At 66.7% G+C, this 17,430-nt stretch carries 16 protein-coding genes, 1 tRNA gene and 1 pseudogene; 11 read left to right on the forward strand and 7 right to left on the reverse strand.

What is annotated here, in order from left to right:
• The first annotated feature begins 38 nt into the window (after positions 1-38).
• A complete protein-coding gene (gene hemN, locus M1L61_RS07880; RefSeq protein ID WP_049455351.1) occupies positions 39-1,448 on the forward strand; it encodes an oxygen-independent coproporphyrinogen III oxidase in 1,410 nt (469 codons plus the stop codon).
• Positions 1,449-1,471: 23 nt separating this feature from the next.
• On the opposite strand, the gene M1L61_RS07885 is transcribed toward hemN, so the two are convergent.
• Positions 1,472-1,558: transfer RNA gene (locus M1L61_RS07885), tRNA-Leu, on the reverse strand.
• 131 nt (positions 1,559-1,689) lie between these two features.
• Between M1L61_RS07885 and M1L61_RS07890 the strand changes: the two genes are divergently transcribed.
• The 4 genes from M1L61_RS07890 (at position 1,690) to M1L61_RS07905 (ending at position 5,799) form a co-directional block, all read left to right on the forward strand.
• Complete coding sequence (locus tag M1L61_RS07890; RefSeq protein WP_010486035.1) at positions 1,690-2,124, forward strand: BLUF domain-containing protein; 435 nt, start codon at positions 1,690-1,692, stop codon at positions 2,122-2,124.
• 142 nt (positions 2,125-2,266) lie between these two features.
• On the forward strand, positions 2,267-3,553 hold the full coding sequence (locus M1L61_RS07895; protein ID WP_248854538.1) for a nucleotide sugar dehydrogenase: 1,287 nt from the start codon (positions 2,267-2,269) through the stop codon (positions 3,551-3,553).
• A 55-nt stretch (positions 3,554-3,608) separates the two neighbouring features.
• Positions 3,609-5,231 (forward strand): FMN-binding glutamate synthase family protein, encoded by a 1,623-nt coding sequence (locus M1L61_RS07900; RefSeq protein WP_248854540.1) that lies wholly within the window; start codon positions 3,609-3,611, stop codon positions 5,229-5,231.
• 106 nt (positions 5,232-5,337) lie between these two features.
• Positions 5,338-5,799, forward strand: coding sequence for a GNAT family N-acetyltransferase (locus M1L61_RS07905; RefSeq protein WP_071305438.1), 462 nt, complete (start codon positions 5,338-5,340; stop codon positions 5,797-5,799).
• Positions 5,800-5,921: 122 nt separating this feature from the next.
• On the opposite strand, the gene M1L61_RS07910 is transcribed toward M1L61_RS07905, so the two are convergent.
• Positions 5,922-7,169 carry a TIGR03862 family flavoprotein gene (locus M1L61_RS07910; RefSeq protein ID WP_248854541.1) on the reverse strand — a complete coding sequence of 416 codons (1,248 nt, stop codon included), beginning with the start codon at positions 7,167-7,169 and terminating at the stop codon, positions 5,922-5,924.
• The gene (locus M1L61_RS07915) at positions 7,156-7,590 is read right to left on the reverse strand and encodes an FKBP-type peptidyl-prolyl cis-trans isomerase (protein ID WP_049430655.1); all 435 of its coding nucleotides are present in this window, start codon (positions 7,588-7,590) and stop codon (positions 7,156-7,158) included. The genes M1L61_RS07910 and M1L61_RS07915 overlap by 14 nt, the downstream gene beginning before the upstream one ends.
• 70 nt (positions 7,591-7,660) lie before the next feature.
• On the opposite strand from M1L61_RS07915, the gene M1L61_RS07920 reads away from it, so the two are divergent.
• From M1L61_RS07920 to M1L61_RS07935, 4 genes are all read left to right on the forward strand, one after another.
• Positions 7,661-8,026, forward strand: coding sequence for a DUF6164 family protein (locus M1L61_RS07920; RefSeq protein WP_010486017.1), 366 nt, complete (start codon positions 7,661-7,663; stop codon positions 8,024-8,026).
• Positions 8,027-8,211: 185 nt separating this feature from the next.
• Complete coding sequence (locus tag M1L61_RS07925) at positions 8,212-8,979, forward strand: sulfurtransferase (protein WP_010486015.1); 768 nt, start codon at positions 8,212-8,214, stop codon at positions 8,977-8,979.
• A 193-nt stretch (positions 8,980-9,172) separates the two neighbouring features.
• A complete protein-coding gene (locus M1L61_RS07930; protein WP_248854542.1) occupies positions 9,173-10,168 on the forward strand; it encodes an LLM class flavin-dependent oxidoreductase in 996 nt (331 codons plus the stop codon).
• 69 nt (positions 10,169-10,237) lie between these two features.
• Positions 10,238-10,735 (forward strand): pyridoxamine 5'-phosphate oxidase family protein, encoded by a 498-nt coding sequence (locus M1L61_RS07935; protein ID WP_241874935.1) that lies wholly within the window; start codon positions 10,238-10,240, stop codon positions 10,733-10,735.
• A 57-nt stretch (positions 10,736-10,792) separates the two neighbouring features.
• Here M1L61_RS07935 and M1L61_RS07940 read toward each other — a convergent pair whose 3' ends face one another.
• Positions 10,793-11,452 (reverse strand): exopolysaccharide biosynthesis protein, encoded by a 660-nt coding sequence (locus M1L61_RS07940; protein ID WP_010486010.1) that lies wholly within the window; start codon positions 11,450-11,452, stop codon positions 10,793-10,795.
• On the reverse strand, positions 11,436-12,740 hold the full coding sequence (locus M1L61_RS07945; protein ID WP_032952709.1) for a hemolysin family protein: 1,305 nt from the start codon (positions 12,738-12,740) through the stop codon (positions 11,436-11,438). Before M1L61_RS07945 ends, M1L61_RS07940 begins: the two co-directional genes overlap by 17 nt.
• 292 nt (positions 12,741-13,032) lie before the next feature.
• On the opposite strand from M1L61_RS07945, the gene M1L61_RS07950 reads away from it, so the two are divergent.
• Entirely contained in the window at positions 13,033-13,659 is a 627-nt protein-coding gene (locus tag M1L61_RS07950) for a DUF47 family protein (protein WP_004152833.1), read from the forward strand.
• Between the two features lie 13 nt (positions 13,660-13,672).
• A complete protein-coding gene (locus M1L61_RS07955; protein WP_019338433.1) occupies positions 13,673-14,794 on the forward strand; it encodes an inorganic phosphate transporter in 1,122 nt (373 codons plus the stop codon).
• 330 nt (positions 14,795-15,124) lie between these two features.
• Here the strand turns inward: M1L61_RS07955 and M1L61_RS07960 are convergent.
• Together M1L61_RS07960 and M1L61_RS07965 are read right to left on the reverse strand one after the other, a co-directional pair.
• Positions 15,125-16,558: pseudogene (locus M1L61_RS07960) on the reverse strand (S10 family peptidase).
• Positions 16,559-16,730: 172 nt separating this feature from the next.
• Positions 16,731-17,306, reverse strand: coding sequence for a GNAT family protein (locus tag M1L61_RS07965; RefSeq protein ID WP_049447770.1), 576 nt, complete (start codon positions 17,304-17,306; stop codon positions 16,731-16,733).
• Positions 17,307-17,430 lie beyond the last annotated feature (124 nt).

A 17,430-nucleotide genomic window follows, 5' to 3' on the forward strand; every position in this document is an offset into this window, starting at 1 on the left:
TCAAGGCGGCGCAGGCCGCCCGGCGCGATGCTGGCGGCATGGACACGTTCTCTCCCGCCGCCGGTGGCCTGGCCTGGACCTTCGACCCCGACCTTCTGCGCCGGCACGACCGGCCGGGCCCGCGCTACACCTCGTATCCGACCGCGCCGCATTTCCATGATGGCTTCGACGCGCCGGCGCTCCGCCAGGCGATCTCCGACAGCAACCAGCTGGCCCGCGCGCTGTCGCTGTATGTGCATGTGCCGTTCTGTTCCAGCCCCTGCTTCTACTGCGGCTGCAACCGGGTGATCACCCGCGATCGCGGTCGTGGCCACAGTTACGTCTCGCGCGTGCTGGCCGAGGCCGACCTGTTGGCGCCGCAGTTCGATGACGGCCGCGAGGTGATCCAGCTGCACCTGGGTGGTGGTACGCCGAACTTCCTCGATGCCGAGGCGATGACCACGCTGGTGGAAGGGTTGCGCCGGCGCTTCGATTTCAGTGATTCGCCGCAGCGCGATTTCTCGATCGAACTCGATCCGCGCTTCATCGACACCCGCGACGTCGCCATGCTGGCGCGGCTGGGCTTCAACCGGGCCAGCCTGGGCGTGCAGGATTTCGACCCGCAGGTGCAGGAATCGATCAACCGCATACAGGGTGTGCAGCAGACGCTGGACATCCTGCGCGCCTGCCGCGACAGCGGCATGCGTTCGGTCAACGTCGACCTGATCTATGGCCTGCCGGGGCAGAGCCTGGAAGGATTCGGCCGCACCCTCGAACGGGTGCTGGCGCTGCGCCCGGATCGCCTGGCGGTGTATGGCTACGCGCATCTGCCGCATCTGTTCCGCGCGCAGAAGCAGATCGACGAAAGCCGCTTGCCTTCGCCGGAAGACAAGCTGGCGCTGCTGGGCCTGGCGGTGGAGAAGCTCTCCGCGGCTGGCTACCAGTACATCGGCATGGATCACTTCGCACTGCCGGAAGAGGATCTGTCGCGCGCGCAGCGTGCCGGCCAGCTGCATCGCAACTTCATGGGCTACACCACTCACGCCGATACAGATCTGCTCGGCCTGGGCGTGAGTGCGATCAGCCACATCGGTGCCACCTACAGCCAGAATCCGCGCGATCTGCCGTCGTGGGAGGATGCGGTGGACCAGGGCCAGCTGCCGGTCTGGCGCGGCGTGGCGTTGAGTGCCGACGACCAGCTGCGTGCGGAACTGATCCAGCAGCTGATGTGCCAGGGCGAGGTGGATGGCGTGCTGCTGGGGCAGCGTCACGGCGTGGATTTCGAGCAGTACTTCGCCGAGGACCTGCGTTCGGTGCAGCGGCTGCAGGAAGACGGCCTGGCCGAATACCGCGATGGCGTGGTGCGTGCCAGCGAACCTGGGCGGCCATTGCTGCGGTTGCTGGCGATGTGCTTCGACCCGTATCTGCGTGCCGCACATGAGCAACCGCGTTACTCGCGGGCGATCTGAAGGTAGCGTGTGCTGCGCTCGCGTGGTGCCCGGAGCCGGAATCGAACCGGCATGGGGTTGCCCCCGGCGGATTTTAAGTCCGATGCGTCTACCAGTTTCGCCATCCGGGCCTGCAGCGCGGCGCCGATTGTAGCCCACCTGCGGTGCCGCGACCGGATTGCATCACGGCGGCGGCGTGCTTAACTGTCGATCGCATTCATGTCATAGTCCCTGCCATCGTTCCCAGGGGGGGAGCCACCTGATGTCGCTGCACGCGATTGCCTATGCCAGTGAGGCCCGCGCCGATCTGCAGACAACCGATCTTGACCGCCTGCTGGCCGACGCCACGGCATTCAATCGTGTAGCCGGTGTCACCGGTGTCCTGATGTTCGACGGAGCACGCTTCCTGCAGTATCTCGAGGGCCCGGAGGATGGCATCGATTCGGTGTTCCAGCGCATTCTCAACGCGCGCAGCCACGTGCAGCTGAAAGTGCTGTGCCGTGCACCCGTGGTGCAGCGCGCATTTCCGCGCTGGTCGATGGGCACGCGGCGGATCGAGCCGGAGCTGCTGGCGCAGATTGTCGATGCCGCGTGGCCCGGCTTCCTGCTTGGCAGTGGTGGATTCGAGCGCCTGCTGCAGGCCTGGACCGGCGCCGACGGTGAACTGGAACCGGCCGCGGTGGCGTTGGGGTCCTGAGCCTGCCTTGGCGGCAGGGCGCCGGGGCCGGTAGGCTGTAGCCTTTCTGGCGCAGGTTTTCCGGAGTGGTGCAGCAGATGAGTGTGTTGGCCGAAGCCATGGCAGCGTATGTGCGATCGCATCCGTTGCACGGGATGTGCCGATGAGTGCGCCGGTTGCGGCGGCCAGCGCCCCCCGGTTTGCCGTGATCGGCCTGGGTTATGTCGGCCTGCCTTTGGCGGTGGCGTTTGGCCGGCAGTGGCCGACGTTGGGCTTCGATATCGATGCCGGTCGCATCGCCGAGCTGCGCAGCGGCCAGGACCACACGCTGGAAATGGAAGCCGACGAGCTGGCCAGTGCGCAGCGGCTGCAGTTCGGCAGTGATCCGGCATTGCTCGATGCCTGCAATGTCTACATCGTCACCGTGCCGACCCCGATCGATGCATACGAGCAGCCCGACCTGGAGCCCCTGCGTTCGGCGACACGACTGATTGCCAGTCATCTTCGCGCCGGCGATCTGGTGATCTACGAGTCCACGGTGTACCCCGGCACCACCGAGGAAGTGTGCGTGCCGCTGCTGGAGCAGGGGTCGGGCCTGCGCTTCAACGAAGACTTCTATTGCGGCTACAGCCCGGAACGGGTCAGTCCCGGCGACCGCCAGCGGCGCCTGGCCGACATCCGCAAGATCACGTCCGGCTCGACACCGGAAGTCGCTGCGGTGATTGATGGTCTGTACCAGCGCATCATCGCCGCCGGTACGTTCCCGGCACCTTCGATGCGCGTGGCTGAGGCGGCCAAGGTGGTCGAGAACATCCAGCGCGACGTCAACATTGCGCTGGTCAACGAGCTGGCCCTGATATTCGATCGGCTCGGCATCGATACCCAGGACGTGCTCGACGCCGCCGGCAGCAAGTGGAATTTCCTGCCGTTCCGGCCGGGGCTGGTCGGCGGTCACTGCATCGGCGTCGATCCGTATTACCTGCTGCACAAGTCCGAGAGCGTGGGCTACCACCCGGACCTGATCCACACCGCACGGCAGGTCAACAACCGCGTCGGCGAGCATGTGGCGGCGCGGGTGCTGGCGATGCTGGCCGAGCGTGGCCGTGTGCCGGCGCACGCACGCATCCTGGTGCTGGGCGTGACCTTCAAGGAGGATTGCCCGGACCTGCGCAACAGCCGCGCGCTGGAACTGGCGCAACGGCTGCGCGATGCCGGCGCGCAGGTAGAGGTCAGCGACCCGTGGGTCGGCCCGGCGGCATTGACCGGCGAGGGCCTGGATTGGGTGGCCGAGCCCGGGGCAGGGCGCTATGACGCAGTGGTGCTGGCGGTGGCCCACGCCCGTTTCAAGGCGATGGATGAATCCGCAATCCGGGGGCTGTTGGCGCCGGGTGGCCTGGTCTACGACGTGAAATCGGCCTGGCCGCGCAACGTGGTTGACGATCGCTTGTAAGCCCGGGCAGTGAACGGCGCGGTAGACTCGGGGGCAGTTGCAACCGAGGAAAGCCATGCACCGGTATATCGTCTACCTGCTCGCCATCCTGATGTTCCCGATATGCCTGTGGCTGGCCACGATCTGGCCGGCCTGGTATTGGGGCGTCGGCCTGACTGCCGCGATGGTGGCGCTGGGGACCTGGGATCTGCTGCAGAAGCGCAGCACGCTGCGCCGCAACTATCCGGTGATGGCGCACTTCCGCTACGGGCTGGAATCGATCGGCCCGGAGATCCGCCAGTACTTCGTGCAGAGCGACCTGGAAGACGTGCCGTTCTCGCGCCAGCAGCGGGCACTGATCTACCAGCGCGCCAAGAACGAGATGGACACGGTGCCGTTCGGCACCCTGCGCAGCACCTATGCGGTGGACTACGAGTGGATCAATCATTCACTGGCACCGACCGCCATCGCCAAGCATGACTTCCGCGTGTTGATCGGCCCGAACTGTGCCAAGCCCTATTCGGCCAGCGTGTTCAACATCTCAGCGATGAGCTTCGGTTCACTGTCGGCCAATGCCATCCGCGCGCTGAACGAAGGCGCGCGCCGGGGCGGCTTCTATCACGACACCGGCGAGGGTTCGATCTCGCCCTACCACCGCGAGATGGGCGGTGACCTGGTATGGGAGATCGGCTCGGGCTACTTCGGTTGCCGTGACGAGAAGGGCGGTTTCAGCGAGGAGCGCTTCGTTGCCAATGCCACCCATGACCAGGTCAAGATGATCGAGATCAAGCTGTCGCAGGGCGCCAAGCCGGGCCACGGTGGCGTGCTGCCGGCGCCGAAGGTGACCGCCGAGATCTCGGTGACGCGTGGCGTGCCGATGGGGGTGGACTGTGTGTCGCCGTCGCGTCACTCGGCGTTCTCGACGCCGGTCGAGCTGCTGCAGTTCGTCGCCCGCCTGCGCGAGTTGTCCGGTGGCAAGCCGGTCGGCTTCAAGCTGGCCATCGGCCATCCGTGGGAGTGGTTCGGCATTGCCAAGGCGATGCAGGAAACCGGGTTGCTGCCGGATTTCATTGTGGTCGACGGCGCCGAGGGCGGCACCGGTGCGGCACCGGCGGAATTCGTCGACCATGTGGGTGTGCCGATGCACGAGGCGCTGCTGCTGGTGCACAACACCCTGGTCGGCCTCGATCTGCGCGATCGCATCCGCATCGGTGCGGCTGGCAAGATCACCAGTGCGTTCGACATCGCGCGGACCATCGCGCTGGGGGCTGACTGGTGCAATGCCGGCCGAGGCTTCATGTTCGCGCTGGGCTGCATCCAATCACTGAGCTGCCATACCGACAAGTGCCCGACCGGTATCGCGACCCAGGATCCCGCGCGCTGGAGGCATCTGGATGCACCGGACAAGGCCACCCGTGTGTACAGCTACCACGAGCACACGCTGCATGCCTTGAAGGAACTGTTGTGTGCCGCGGGCCTGAATGATCCGGCTGAACTCGGGCCGGAACACATCCTGCGCCGTGTTTCGCCGGTGGAGATCCGTTCGCTGGCCTCGCTGTACCGTTACCTGGAACCGGGCGAGCTGCTGCACAAGGTGCCGGACCATGCGGTGTTCCATGCGTTCTGGGCCGATGCGCGCAGCGATTCCTTCCAGCCGCCGCCGAAGATCCAGGCACTGCGTGCCAGCAAGTCGCGATAACGTGATGTTGTAGAGCCGAGCCCATGCTCGGCTGCTTCTCGATCACGCATCGCGATGTTGGAACGAAGATCAGCCGAGCATAGGCTCGGCTCTACAAGGAGATGTCATGCAGTTCAGGACCGGCACCATGGATGACGTGGCCATGTTGTGGGCGCTGCGCACGCGTTGCGTGCGGGAGACCTGCAGCAGTCATTACCCGCCTGAGGTCATTGCGCCCTGGTCTGCCTCGCCGCCACCGTCGCAGTACGCGCGGCTGTTGTCGCAGGGTCGCTGCGTGGTGGCCGAGGACGAGCAGGGCGGTCTGCTCGGCTTTGGCGTGTTCGATGCCGATGCCAATGAAGTCGATGCGTTGTTCGTCGATCCGGATCGTGGCGGCAAGGGCATCGGCCAGGCGCTGATGCAGCGCCTGCTGGCGATGGCCGATCCTGAGCGCGAGGTGGTGCTGTCAGCCTCGCTCAACGCCGTGCCGTTCTATCAGCGGCAGGGGTTCATCAGCGTGCGCGAAGAGGCCTACCCGCATCCCAGCGGCGTGGCGCTGGCTTCGGTGAGCATGCGCCGGCCGTGGTGAGCGCCCGTTTTCTGCGTTCTGTAGAGCCGAGCCCACGCTCGGCTGCTTTTGATTCAAGCCGAGCGTGTGCTCGGCTCTACAGGTAGCGCAGTCGAGCATGGCTCGACGCTACAAGGCAGGCGTCACCGCTCCGCCAGCCACCCGATCACGCCTTCCGCAGCACGCAGGCCACTGGCGTAGCACGCGGTCAGCAGGTAGCCACCCGTTGGTGCCTCCCAGTCCAGCATCTCGCCGGCACAGAACACCCCGGGCACTGCCCGCAGCATCAGGCCATCATCCAGCGCACCCAGGCGCACGCCACCGGCGGTGCTGATCACTTCGGCCATTGGCCGGGGACGCAGCAGGCGCAGCGGCAGGCGCTTGAGCGTAGCCGCCACAGCCGGCAGGTCGTTGCCCGCTTCTTTACCCAGAATCTCGAACACCAGTGCGGCTTTCACTGCATCCAGGCCGGCCTGGCGGCGCAGGTGCTCGCCGAAGCTGCGGCCCTTGCGCGGGCGTGACAGATCGGCCAGCAGGCGCGTCTCGTCACGGCCCGGCACCAGGTCCAGCCACAGCATCGCGTGGCCATCGCGGTTGATGGTCTCACGCAGGTCCGCCGCCAACGCGTAGATCAGGCTGCCTTCGATGCCGTACTCGCTGGCCACGCATTCGCCCTGCAGCGACTGTGGCTGTCCGGCCAGGTCGATCCAGTGCGCGACCACCGGCTTCAATGGCGCGCCGGCATTGCGCTGGGCGAAGAATGGGGTCCAGCCCACGTCGAAACCGCAGTTGGCCGACTGCAGCGGTGCGATGTCCACGCCATGGGCCTGCAGTGGCGCGACCCAGGCGCCGTCGCTGCCCAGCTGCGGCCAGCTGCCGCCGCCCATGGCCAGCAGGGTGGCATCGGCATGTACTTCAACGGCGCCGTCTTCGGTTTCAAAGCGCAATGCGCCTTCATCACTCCAGCCGATCCAGCGGTGGTTGGCGTGCAGGCGCACACCCTGCTCCTTCAACCGACGCACCCAGCCGCGCAGCAGCGGCGCTGCCTTGCGGTCGACCGGGAACACGCGGCCAGAGCTGCCCACGTAGGTCTCCACGCCGAAGCCGGCGGCCCAGTCACGCAGTGCCTGCGCGTCGAAGCCATCCAGCCAGCTGCCGACCACGGCAGCCTGCTCGCGGTAGCGGCTGTCGAACAACGGCCGCGGATCGGAATGGGTGAGGTTGAGCCCGCCCTTGCCGGCGATCAGGAACTTGCGGCCGGGTGACCCCTTGGCCTCGTACAGGTCGACCTCCAGCCCAGCGGCGCACAGGCGCTCGGCGGCGAACAGGCCGGCTGGGCCGCCGCCGATGACGGCGACCCGCTGGGGCAGTGCAGTATTACGGTTTGACATCGAGCAGCTCGACGTCGAACACCAGCGACGAGCCAGCCGGAATCGGGCCAACCCGGCGGTCGCCGTAGCCGTAGTCCGGCGGGATCATCAGCGTGCGCTTGCCGCCGACCTTCATGCCGGCCACGCCCTCATCCCAGCCGCGGATGACCTGGCCGGCGCCGAGTGCGAAGGTGAACGGTTCGCCACGGCTGACCGAGCTGTCGAAGGTCTTGCCGTGCTTGGTTTCGGTGCGGTTGTCGTAGATCCAGCCGGTGTAGTGCACGGTCACCTTGCTGCCGGAGACGGCTTCGGCGCCGGTGCCGGGCACAGTATCGATGCGCTCGAAGGTGGTCAGGGTGCCGCCGGGCGGCGGGCCGGACGGTTCGGTCGTGCAGCCAGCGGCGGCGAGGGACAGCAGCAGGGGAAGCAGCAGGCGGCGCATCGGGCGTCTCCGGAAGGGCGCAGGGCGAGGGCGGCAAGGGTAGCGCATCGGCGCCGGGTATCATGGGTACATGGCAAAACTCCTGCTCAATCTGCGCAATGTCGGTGACGACGAATATGCCGATGTCTGCACGCTGCTCGACCAGCACGGCATCGCCTGGTATCGCACCGAACCCAGCCCCTGGGGCATTTCCAACGGCGGCCTGTGGCTGCGCGAGGACGCCGATCATCCGCGTGCGAAGGCGCTGATGGCGGAGTATCAGGCCGAACGCGGGCCGCGGATCCGTGCCGAGCGCGAGCAGGCGTTGCGCGAGGGGACGGCGGAGACGTTCGGCAGCCTGTTCCGGCGCCGACCGGGGTATGTGGTGCTGGTGCTGCTGGCGATGGCCGGTGCGGCGGCGCTGGTGCTGCTGCCGTTCGTGTTATTGCGGGGGTAAGGGGGTTCGGCCGGGTTGCACCCGGCACCCGCAGAGGCAACGGCAACGTCAACGTCAAAAGCTGGTTCCCGTGGGATGGCGCGGCTGTTGGTAGGTATCGACCTTGGTCGACACAGCAGACCCACCCCATGCGTGGATGAACGGGTAAATCTGACCCTGGGGCACTCTGGCGCTAAAATGGCGGGATGATCGCCAATACCGCTGCCTACCATTTCGCCGTCATCGACGCTCCCCAGGCCCTCTGCGACCAGCTGCTGGCGTGTGCCGAGGCGGCGGAGCTGCGCGGCACGATCCTGGTGGCGGGCGAGGGGCTGAACCTGTTCCTGGCAGGTGCGCCAGAGGCGGTCGAGGGTTTCTACGTGGCACTGCGTTCCGACGCGCGCTTTGCCGATATGCGGGTCAAGACCAGCCTCAGTGAGCACCAGCCGTTCGCGCGGCTGAAGGCCAAGGTGAAGGACGAGATCATCAGTTTCCGCCGCAATGATGGCCAGCCGCTGGACTATCCGCGTGCGCCGGCGGTCGATCCGGCCACGGTGCAGCGGTGGCTGCGCCAGGGGCATGACGACGCCGGCAAGCCGGTGGTGATGCTCGACACGCGCAACCTGCAGGAAGTGGAGTACGGCACCTTCAAGGACGCGCTGGTGCTGCCCATCCACAAGTTCACCGACCTGCCCGAGGCGTTGGCGCCGCATCGCGAGGCGCTGAAGGGCAGCACCGTGGTCAGTTTCTGCACCGGCGGCATCCGCTGCGAGAAGGCCGCGCTGTGGATGGTCAATGACGGCATGGACAATGTACTGCAGCTCGATGGCGGCATCCTCGGCTACTTCGAGGAGGTGGGCGGCGAAGGCTACGAAGGCCGCTGCTTCGTGTTCGATGAGCGCGTGGCGCTGGACGCCGAGCTGAAGCCGATGGTGGACCAGCCGCTGCCGGAGCCGCGCCCCAGCGCGTTCTGACCGCGCCTCTGTAGCGCCGAGCCCATGCTCGGCCGCTGTTGGTCGACGAACGGCAGCCGAGCATGGGCTCGGCTCTACACGATCCGGTGGGCGCTGAACCTGCCCCCACGGGAATCAGCATCCCGCCACCGTCACTGGCCGCGGCGCCGGGCCGTCCCCATGCATGGGGGATCCTGTGACGGAAAAACGCCTGATGATCCCGTTGTCGATCCTTGACCTGGCCCCGGTCTGCGAGGGCAGTGACACCACAGCCGCTTTCGCCAACATGCTGGAACTGGCCCAGCACGCCGATGCGCTGGGCTACCGCCGCTACTGGCTGGCCGAACACCACAACATGCCCGGCATCGCCAGCGCGGCCACCGCTGTGCTGATCGGCCATGTGGCCGGGGGTACAAAGCGCATCCGCGTCGGTGCCGGCGGCATCATGCTGCCGAACCATGCCCCGCTGCAGGTGGCTGAGCAGTTCGGCACGCTGGCCTCGCTGTATCCGGATCGCATCGACCTCGGCCTGGGCCGCGCGCCGGGCACCGATCAGCCGACCGCGCGTGCACTGCGCCGCTACTTCGACAGCGCCGACCAGTTCCCGCAGGATGTGCGCGAGCTGCTGCACTACTTCGAGCCGGTACAGCCCGGGCAGGCGGTGCAGGCGGTTCCAGGTGGTGGCCTGCGGGTGCCGACCTGGATCCTCGGTTCCAGCCTGTTCGGTGCGCGCATGGCCGCCTCGATGGGCCTGCCGTATGCGTTCGCCTCGCACTTCGCGCCCGACGTGATGGACGAAGCGCTGGCGGTGTACCGCCGCGAGTTCCGCCCTTCGGCCACGTTGAAGCAGCCGCACGCGATGCTGGCCCTGAACGTTGTCGCCAGCGACAGCGAAGCCGAGTCACGCCGCCTGTTCACCAGCCAGCAGCAGAGTTTCGTCAATCTGCGCCGTGGCCGGGCGGGCAAGATTCCGGCGCCCATCGACGACATCGAATCGTTCTGGGAACCGCATGAAAAGCTGGGTGTGGAGCGGGCATTGGCCTGCACCGTGCTGGGTGATCCGCAGCAGGTGGCCGAGGGCATCGCCGCCTTCGTCGAACGGCACAAGCCCGACGAACTGATGCTCACCGCCAATCTGTACGACCACCGCGCACGCCTGCGTTCGTTCGAACTGGCGATGCAGGCCTGGCACGCCCGCCACGCGGGCTGAACAATTGCGTCACGGCCTGTTGCGGCCGATCCGCGTCTGATGGGGGCTCCCACTTCTGGAGTCCCCACCATGGCCGAGACCCGTGCCGAACACATTGCCCAACTGGCCGAGCTGATCAAGGACGTGGAGGTGGCCATGTTCACCACCACCGGCGTCGACGGGCGACTCTACAGCCGGCCGCTGGCCACCCAGCAGGTCGCCTTCGACGGTGACCTGTGGTTCGTGATCACCGGCGATAGCCCGAAGGTGGCCGAGATCGCGCTCGATCCGCGGGTCAACGTGGCCTACGCCTCGCCCTCGAAGAACACCTACGTGTCGGTGGCGGGGCGGGCACGCGTGGTCGATGATCGCGCGAAGATCGAGGAGCTGTGGTCACCGGTGATGAAGCTGTTCTTCCCCGGTGGCAAGGATGACCCCAACCTTCGCCTGATCCATGTGCGCGCCGACAGTGCCGAATACTGGGATGGCCCGGGCACTCTGCTGGGCACGGCGCTGAGTTTCGTTCTGTCGGCGGTGCAGGACGAACCGGCGGCGTTGGCCGACAACGGGTTCATCGACCTTCGGTGATGGCCGATGTCCGGTAGTGGTAGTGCTGGCCAGCGGCCGGCTCTACCGGCTTCCGGCTCAGAACCAGCGCTGGAACAGTTCCACCGTATAGCCCACCAGCTGCCCCGAACTGAAACCGAAGAATGCGATCGCTGCCAGCGCCGCGATCCAGTTGAACAGCATCAGCGCGCCATCGCGTTCCAGCAGCGCCAACGAGAACAGCAGCAGCTGGAAGCCGAACAGGAAGTTGGTGAAGGGAATCGGCAGCGACAGCAGCAGGCCCAGCAACACCAGCAGCAGGCCGCTGAAGGCGTGGGCGGGCAGCGGTGTCAGCAGTTGCGGCATGCGTGGTTTCAGCATCTTGTCCAGGCGCCGAAGCGGGCGGTCGATGCGGTCCAGGAAACGGTGCATGGTGCCGCGCTTTGGCCCGCGGCGGGCGATGAAGCCCGGCAGCCAGGGGCGGCGCAGGCAGCACAGCATCTGCAGGCCGATCAGGATCACCAATGGACCGCTGACCGCGCCGCCCATGCCCGGAATCGGAATGAACGAGGGCAGGATCGCCACGAACAGGAACACGCCGAACGCGCCCTGCTGCAGGTTGCACAGGATCTGGCCCAGCGGCATGTGCTCGGCCGGATCGCCGGAGGCGAACATCTCCAGCAGGGTGCGGATGCCCTCGTTGCGGTAGGCCGGGCGCTGGGCGCCCGGGCCCTGGCCGGCCTCAGGCGGTGAGCTCATCGGCCTGCTCGTCGGACAACGTGCGCAGCAGCAGCTTGTCCACCCGCGCACCGTCCAGGTCGACCACCTCGAAGCGCCAGCCGGCCCAGTCGAAGTACTCGCCCGCGTGCGGAATGCGGCCGAAGTAGTGGATGCACATGCCGGCCAGCGTGTAGTAGTCGCCGTCCTCGGCGTCGGGCAGGTCGTTGCTGCCGATCAGTTCGCGCACGTCTTCGATCGGCAGTGAGCCGTCCACCAGCAGCGAGCCGTCCTCGCGGGTCACCACCAGTGCATCTTCGTCGGCGTTCTCCACCGCCTGCAGGCGGCCGACCACGGCACCCATCAGGTCACTGATGGTCACCAGGCCCTGGATCTCGCCGTACTCGTCCACCACCAGCGCCATCGACTGCTGTTCCTCGCGGAAGATCTCCAGCAGCTTCATCGCGTGGGTTGATTCGGAAACGTACAGCGGTTCCCGCAGGGTCTGGAACAGCGCGTTGTCGCCGCGCGCCATGCGCGTGGCCAGCGATTTCAGTTCGAGCACGCCGACCACGTCCATGTCGTTGTCGCGGTACACCGGGTACCGCGAGAACTCGTGCTCGGCCATGATTTCCAGGTTGCGCTCCAGCCCGGCCTGGGTGTCGAGCCAGGCGATGCGGTTGCGCGGGGTCATCAGGCTGTCGGCGGTGCGGTCGCCCAGGCGCATCACGCGGTTCATCATGTCGCGCTCGTGGGCGTCGATCACTCCGGCCTCGTGGCTCTCGGCCACCAGCATGCGGATCTCTTCTTCGGTCACCGAGGCGACTTCATCCTTGCCCAGGCCGAACAGGCGCAGGACCAGCTGGGTCGTCTTGGACAACAGCCAGACGAAGGGCAGGGCCAACCTGGCCAGCCAGCTCATCGGCATGGCGACCAGGCCGGCAATGGCCTCGGAGCGGGTCAGGGCCAGGCGCTTGGGAACCAGTTCGCCGAAGATCAGCGTGATGAAGGTGATCAGCGAGACCGCCAGGGCGGTGCCTACCTCGCGCGCGTACGCAAAGCCGGGCATCAGGCCCTGCAGCCAGCCGGCGATCGCGTCGCCGATCGCATCACCGCCGAGGTAGCCGGTCAGCACGCCGATCACGGTGATGCCGATCTGCACGGTGGACAGGAAGCTCTCCGGCTTCTCCGACAGCTCCAGTGCCTTGGCGGCGCGCTTGGAGGTGGCGGCCATCTGCTTCAGGCGGCTCTTGCGCGAGGTCATGACCGACATCTCGGACATGGCGAAGAAGCCGTTCAGGAGAACCAGCGCGAAGACAATCAGGATCATTTCAAACACGGGCATCGTCCCCGGTTGGTGGCAGGGAGGGCGGGTGCTTGCGATGGCGGCTGGCGCTCAGGAACAGGGTCCGGCGCGGCGCAGGGGGATAAGGGTCGTCGTCCATAAGGTGCGCCCGAGGGCGCGCTGGCATCTTAGCAAAGGGGCGTGGCAGGGTGGCAACCGCCTGTTCAGGTTGGGGGCTCCAGAGCCCCGAAAGGGTACGGGGATACCCGTGATGGTCATCTAGCCGTCATAATTCCGTCTGGTGCCGTCCTTCCCGCGACGGCTGACAGGTTTCTCAATGTTCTCTCTGCAGACCATTTTCGGTTCCGGCAAACAGTTCTACACCCTGCTTGATGAGGCTGCCGTCGCGGCCTCCGACGCCGCCAAGGCGCTGCATTCCATGCTGCGCGAGGCCGACCGCCAGCCCGCGCTGGACGCCTTCAAGCTGGCCCGCCTGCGCGAGCGCGCGGCCTCGGACAAGATCAGCCAGGCGCTGGTAGACAGCTTCATGACCCCGATCGAGCGCGAAGACATCGAAGCGCTGGGTTCGGCCCTGTACAAGATTCCGAAGCAGATCGAGAAGTTCGCCGATCGCTATTCGCTGGCCACGACCCACCTGGAGCACATCGACTTCGCTCCGCGCGCGGCGATGCTGGAACAGGCCGCCGGCGTGGTGGTGGAGATGGTGGCCGACCTGCGCCACATGAACCTGGACCGGATGACCGCGCTCAACGAGAAGCTGCGCTCGCTGGAGAACGAGGCCGACCGCCTGATGCTCGAGCTGTACCGCGACATCTATTCGGGCCGCCTGGACAACCTGCAGATGTTCCTGCTGAAGGAATTCTTCGAGATCCTGGAAAAGGCCATCGACCGTTGCCGCGAGGCCGGCGTGGTGGCGTACCAGATCGTGTTGAAGAACAGCTGACGGACGCCGCCGCATGTTGACCCTTGTCCTGGTGGTGATCCTGGCCGCGCTCGTTTTCGAGTTCATCAACGGCTTCCACGACACCGCCAACTCCATTGCCACCGTGGTGGCGACCAAGGTGCTCTCGCCCGGCTGGGCGGTGATGCTGGCCGCCTTCATGAACCTCATCGGCGCGTTGACCGGTACCGCGGTGGCGCTGACCATCGCCTCGGGCCTGCTCAACACCAACGTGGTCGACGTCACCCCGCAGGTGATCCTGTGCGCCCTGCTGGGCGGCATCATCTGGAACCTGATCACCTGGTGGAAGGGCCTGCCGTCCTCGTCCTCGCACGCCCTGATCGGTGGCCTCTGCGGCGCCGGCCTGGCTGCGGCCCACAACAACTGGGACGCCCTGATCTGGTCCGAGCGGCTGGGCAGCTGGGCGCAGAACAAGGGCCTGCTGTGGAAGGTGTTCGTGCCGATGATCACCTCGCCGATCGCCGGCTTCCTGCTCGGCATCGTGGTGATGGTGCTGCTGTGGGCGCTGATCGCCGGCCTGGCCAAGATCGGTGGTGCCATCGGCCGCCTGGCCCGCCCGCGCATCGTCAACGCGTTCTTCGGCAAGGCGCAGATCGCCTCGGCGGCCTACATGGGCTTTGCCCACGGCCACAACGATGCGCAGAAGACCATGGGCATCATCGCCATGACACTGATCGGTGCAGAAGCCACCGGCGCACTGAACGACCTGCCGTCCTGGCTGGCCTTCATGCACCCGGATGCGCATGCCGGTGACGGCATCGCGATGTGGATCGTGCTGACCTGTGCGGTGGTGATGGCTGCCGGTACCGCCTCGGGGGGCTGGAAGATCATCAAGACCCTGGGCCACAAGATGGTCAAGCTGCACCCGATCCACGGCTTCGCCGCGGAGACCAGCTCGGCCACCATCCTGACCCTGGCCGCCCACTTCGGCATGCCGGTCTCGACCACGCACAGCATCTCCACCGCGATCATGGGCGTTGGCTTCGCCAAGAACCCGCGCTCGCTGAAGTTCGGCGTGATCGAACGCATCGTCTGGGCCTGGATCCTGACCATCCCGGCAGCAGGCGGTTGTGCGTACCTGATCCTGAAGCTGTTCGAGCTGGTCGGCTGGACCTGATCTGCACGCACACGTTGCACAAAAAAAGCCCGCCGTATTCCGGCGGGCTTTTTTCATGGGCAGATCATTCTTCCGTATCAAGCGTGTCGACCAAGGTCGACACCCACCAGAGCAGTGCACGACGCCGTTCCGACAGTTCGCGGAGATCTGTCGAAGGCGGGGCGGGGCCGGTTGTGGGGGTGTCCGCGGCATGGATGCCGCGGCCAAGCCCCCAGGGACGGGTTTACGGCGTCCCCCGCAACCGGCCCCACCCCGCCCAACCACGGAAAGCCCGCTTTTGCCGTTGCCGTTGATTCGGCGGGTGCCGGGCCGCAGGCCCGGCCGAACCCCTCAATTACGCTGGAACAGCGCCTGCACATCCTTGCGGAACGCCGCCTGGCTGTCGGCCCGGCTGTAGAACATGTGCCCACCCGGATAACTACGCACCTGCACCCGGTCCGGATTGCTGCCCATCGCCGGCATCTGGTCCACTGTCAGGATCGACCCCATGAACGGGCACGACAGGTCGTTCCACCCATGCACGATCAGCACCTGGAGGTGCGGGTCGATCGCCACCGCCTGGCGCAGCTGGGTCACCGCGCCCTGGCGCAGCTCGCCGTTGCGGTCCCACAGCCGGTTAACGTCGTAATTCAGCGCCTGGTAGCGCGCATCCACCTTCCAGCCGACCACGCGCGTCACGAAGTCGACCATCGCCGTGGTGGTCGGCGCAATGATGCTGTCCAGCAGCGGATCATTGGCGCGCTGCTCCGGATCATTCGGGAACGGATCGAACGCGGTCACGTTCGAGTCGTAGCGGCTGCCCAGCGTGCCCTTGTCGCGGAACACCTCACGCAGATAGGCCTGCGTCTCCAGGCGGCCACCGGCGCGGCGCACGAACTGCGGGTCCAGCCCGGTCAGCTCGGTTACCCGGCGCAGCATCGCCTCGGTCGCCTGCGGGTCGCTGCGGCCCTTCATCAGCGCGGTGGCGTAGTCGCCACGGGTGTACTCCACCACGTCACGCATCGCTGCATCGGTCAGCTTGCCCTAGCGCTCCAGGTGCGCGGCGGCGATCGACGGCAGTGTCTGCATCCATGCCATCGGCGAGACATCGGCGTTGTCTTCCAGGGTCGGGCTCAGGTAGGGCGAGACCAGCACCAGGCCATTCATCGCCACGCCCAGCCGCGTCTGCAGAAAGTGGGTGATGCGGGGGCCACGGTAGCCACCGTAGCTCTCGCCGGTAAGGTACTTGCGTGCGCCCATGCGCTGGTTGCGCAGCAGCCAGTCGTAGATCGAGCGCGACAGGTACTCGATGTCAGCGCTGGGGTTGTACAGCTGCTTCTTCGCTTCGTCATCGCCGATGCGCGCGCGGCTGAAGCCGGTGCCGACCGGATCGATGAACACCAGGTCGGTGAAGTCCAGCCAGGTGCCGGGGTTGTCGTGCAGCGTGGCGGGTGCCGAGGCGCTGTCACCCTCGGAGCCGAAGGTCACCACCTTGGGTCCGATTGCGCCCATGTTGAGGTAGACCGACGATGCCCCCGGGCCGCCGTTGAGCGCGAAGGTCACCGGCCGGTCCTTGCCCGGCATCGTATAGGCGGTGAACACCACATCGGCGACCACCTTGCCTTTCGTATCACGCACCGGCAGGGTGCCGACGGTGGCGGTGTAGTCCAGGGTGCGGCCGGCCAGGCGCATGCTCTGGCGGACCGACGCATCGGCGGGCAGCGCAGGCGCTTCGGTCTTGTCGTCCTTCGGGTCGGGCTTGGCGTCGGCGGCGGGCGCGGCCAGTACCGTGGCAGGGGCGATGAGCAGGCCGACGCAGAGCGCGGCAGTGTGCAGCAGGGACTTCATGGCACCGGATTGGCAGCGGAAGGGGGTTCCGATGCTAGGCCGGTGGCGGGCATGCCGTATGTGTCCAAAGGCATGCCCGCCGGTCGAGGCCGCCACTGGCCAGATTGGGTCAAGCGGGCAGGGGTGTGCGCACGTCGTCGGCCAGCAGGCCGTATACCGCCGAATCGGACAGTTCACCCTGGATGCGCCAGCGCTGCCGCAGCACGCCCTCCAGGTGGAAGCCCAGCCGTTCAAGCACGCGTGCCGAGGGCTGGTTGCGCGGGTCGACCTCGGCTTCCACGCGATGCAGGTGCAGGGTCTGGAACAGGTAGTCCAGCAGGTGCTGCAGCGCTTCGTGCATGTAGCCCCGGCCCTGCCTGTCGGGGGCCAGCAGGTAGCCGATCTCGGCACGTGCGGCATCGCGGTCCAGGGCGAACACCACGCAGATGCCCAGCAACGGACCGTCCAGCGTTTCGCGCACGGCCAGCTTGAGCTGGGTGCCAGTGGCCTGTGCGGCCAGATCATCGTCGATCTGCGCGCGCGACTCGGCCGGTCGTGTCCACGCCGGGTGGTTCCAGAACCGCATCACGTCCGGATCGGACTGGATCGCGAACAGGGCGGCCGCATCGTCGCGGCGGATCGGGCTCAGGACCAGGCGTGCGCTGTGCAGCGGCAGGCCCGGGAACAGCAGCGAGTGGCTGGCCAATACGATGGTCCACGCGGATGGACGCGCATTATGGCGCCGCCGGGTTTGCCGATGGGGGCGGGATCTCTGTAGAGCCGAGCCGATGCTCGGCTGCCCGGCACGGCGCGGAATGCAGCCGAGCGTG

Source organism: Stenotrophomonas sp. NY11291 (assembly GCF_023277365.1).
Taxonomy (GTDB): Bacteria; Pseudomonadota; Gammaproteobacteria; order Xanthomonadales; family Xanthomonadaceae; genus Stenotrophomonas; species Stenotrophomonas geniculata.

What these genes read in the sequence shown, in the direction of transcription:
- hemN (WP_049455351.1), top strand. Translation starts at nt 39, where the DNA reads ATGGACACGTTCTCTCCCGCCGCCGGTGGCCTGGCCTGGACCTTCGAC.
- M1L61_RS07890 (WP_010486035.1), top strand. Translation starts at nt 1,690, where the DNA reads ATGTCGCTGCACGCGATTGCCTATGCCAGTGAGGCCCGCGCCGATCTG.
- M1L61_RS07895 (WP_248854538.1), top strand. Translation starts at nt 2,267, where the DNA reads ATGAGTGCGCCGGTTGCGGCGGCCAGCGCCCCCCGGTTTGCCGTGATC.
- M1L61_RS07900 (WP_248854540.1), top strand. Translation starts at nt 3,609, where the DNA reads ATGCACCGGTATATCGTCTACCTGCTCGCCATCCTGATGTTCCCGATA.
- M1L61_RS07905 (WP_071305438.1), top strand. Translation starts at nt 5,338, where the DNA reads ATGCAGTTCAGGACCGGCACCATGGATGACGTGGCCATGTTGTGGGCG.
- M1L61_RS07910 (WP_248854541.1), bottom strand. Translation starts at nt 7,169, where the DNA reads ATGTCAAACCGTAATACTGCACTGCCCCAGCGGGTCGCCGTCATCGGC.
- M1L61_RS07915 (WP_049430655.1), bottom strand. Translation starts at nt 7,590, where the DNA reads ATGCGCCGCCTGCTGCTTCCCCTGCTGCTGTCCCTCGCCGCCGCTGGC.
- M1L61_RS07920 (WP_010486017.1), top strand. Translation starts at nt 7,661, where the DNA reads ATGGCAAAACTCCTGCTCAATCTGCGCAATGTCGGTGACGACGAATAT.
- M1L61_RS07925 (WP_010486015.1), top strand. Translation starts at nt 8,212, where the DNA reads ATGATCGCCAATACCGCTGCCTACCATTTCGCCGTCATCGACGCTCCC.
- M1L61_RS07930 (WP_248854542.1), top strand. Translation starts at nt 9,173, where the DNA reads ATGATCCCGTTGTCGATCCTTGACCTGGCCCCGGTCTGCGAGGGCAGT.
- M1L61_RS07935 (WP_241874935.1), top strand. Translation starts at nt 10,238, where the DNA reads ATGGCCGAGACCCGTGCCGAACACATTGCCCAACTGGCCGAGCTGATC.
- M1L61_RS07940 (WP_010486010.1), bottom strand. Translation starts at nt 11,452, where the DNA reads ATGAGCTCACCGCCTGAGGCCGGCCAGGGCCCGGGCGCCCAGCGCCCG.
- M1L61_RS07945 (WP_032952709.1), bottom strand. Translation starts at nt 12,740, where the DNA reads ATGATCCTGATTGTCTTCGCGCTGGTTCTCCTGAACGGCTTCTTCGCC.
- M1L61_RS07950 (WP_004152833.1), top strand. Translation starts at nt 13,033, where the DNA reads ATGTTCTCTCTGCAGACCATTTTCGGTTCCGGCAAACAGTTCTACACC.
- M1L61_RS07955 (WP_019338433.1), top strand. Translation starts at nt 13,673, where the DNA reads ATGTTGACCCTTGTCCTGGTGGTGATCCTGGCCGCGCTCGTTTTCGAG.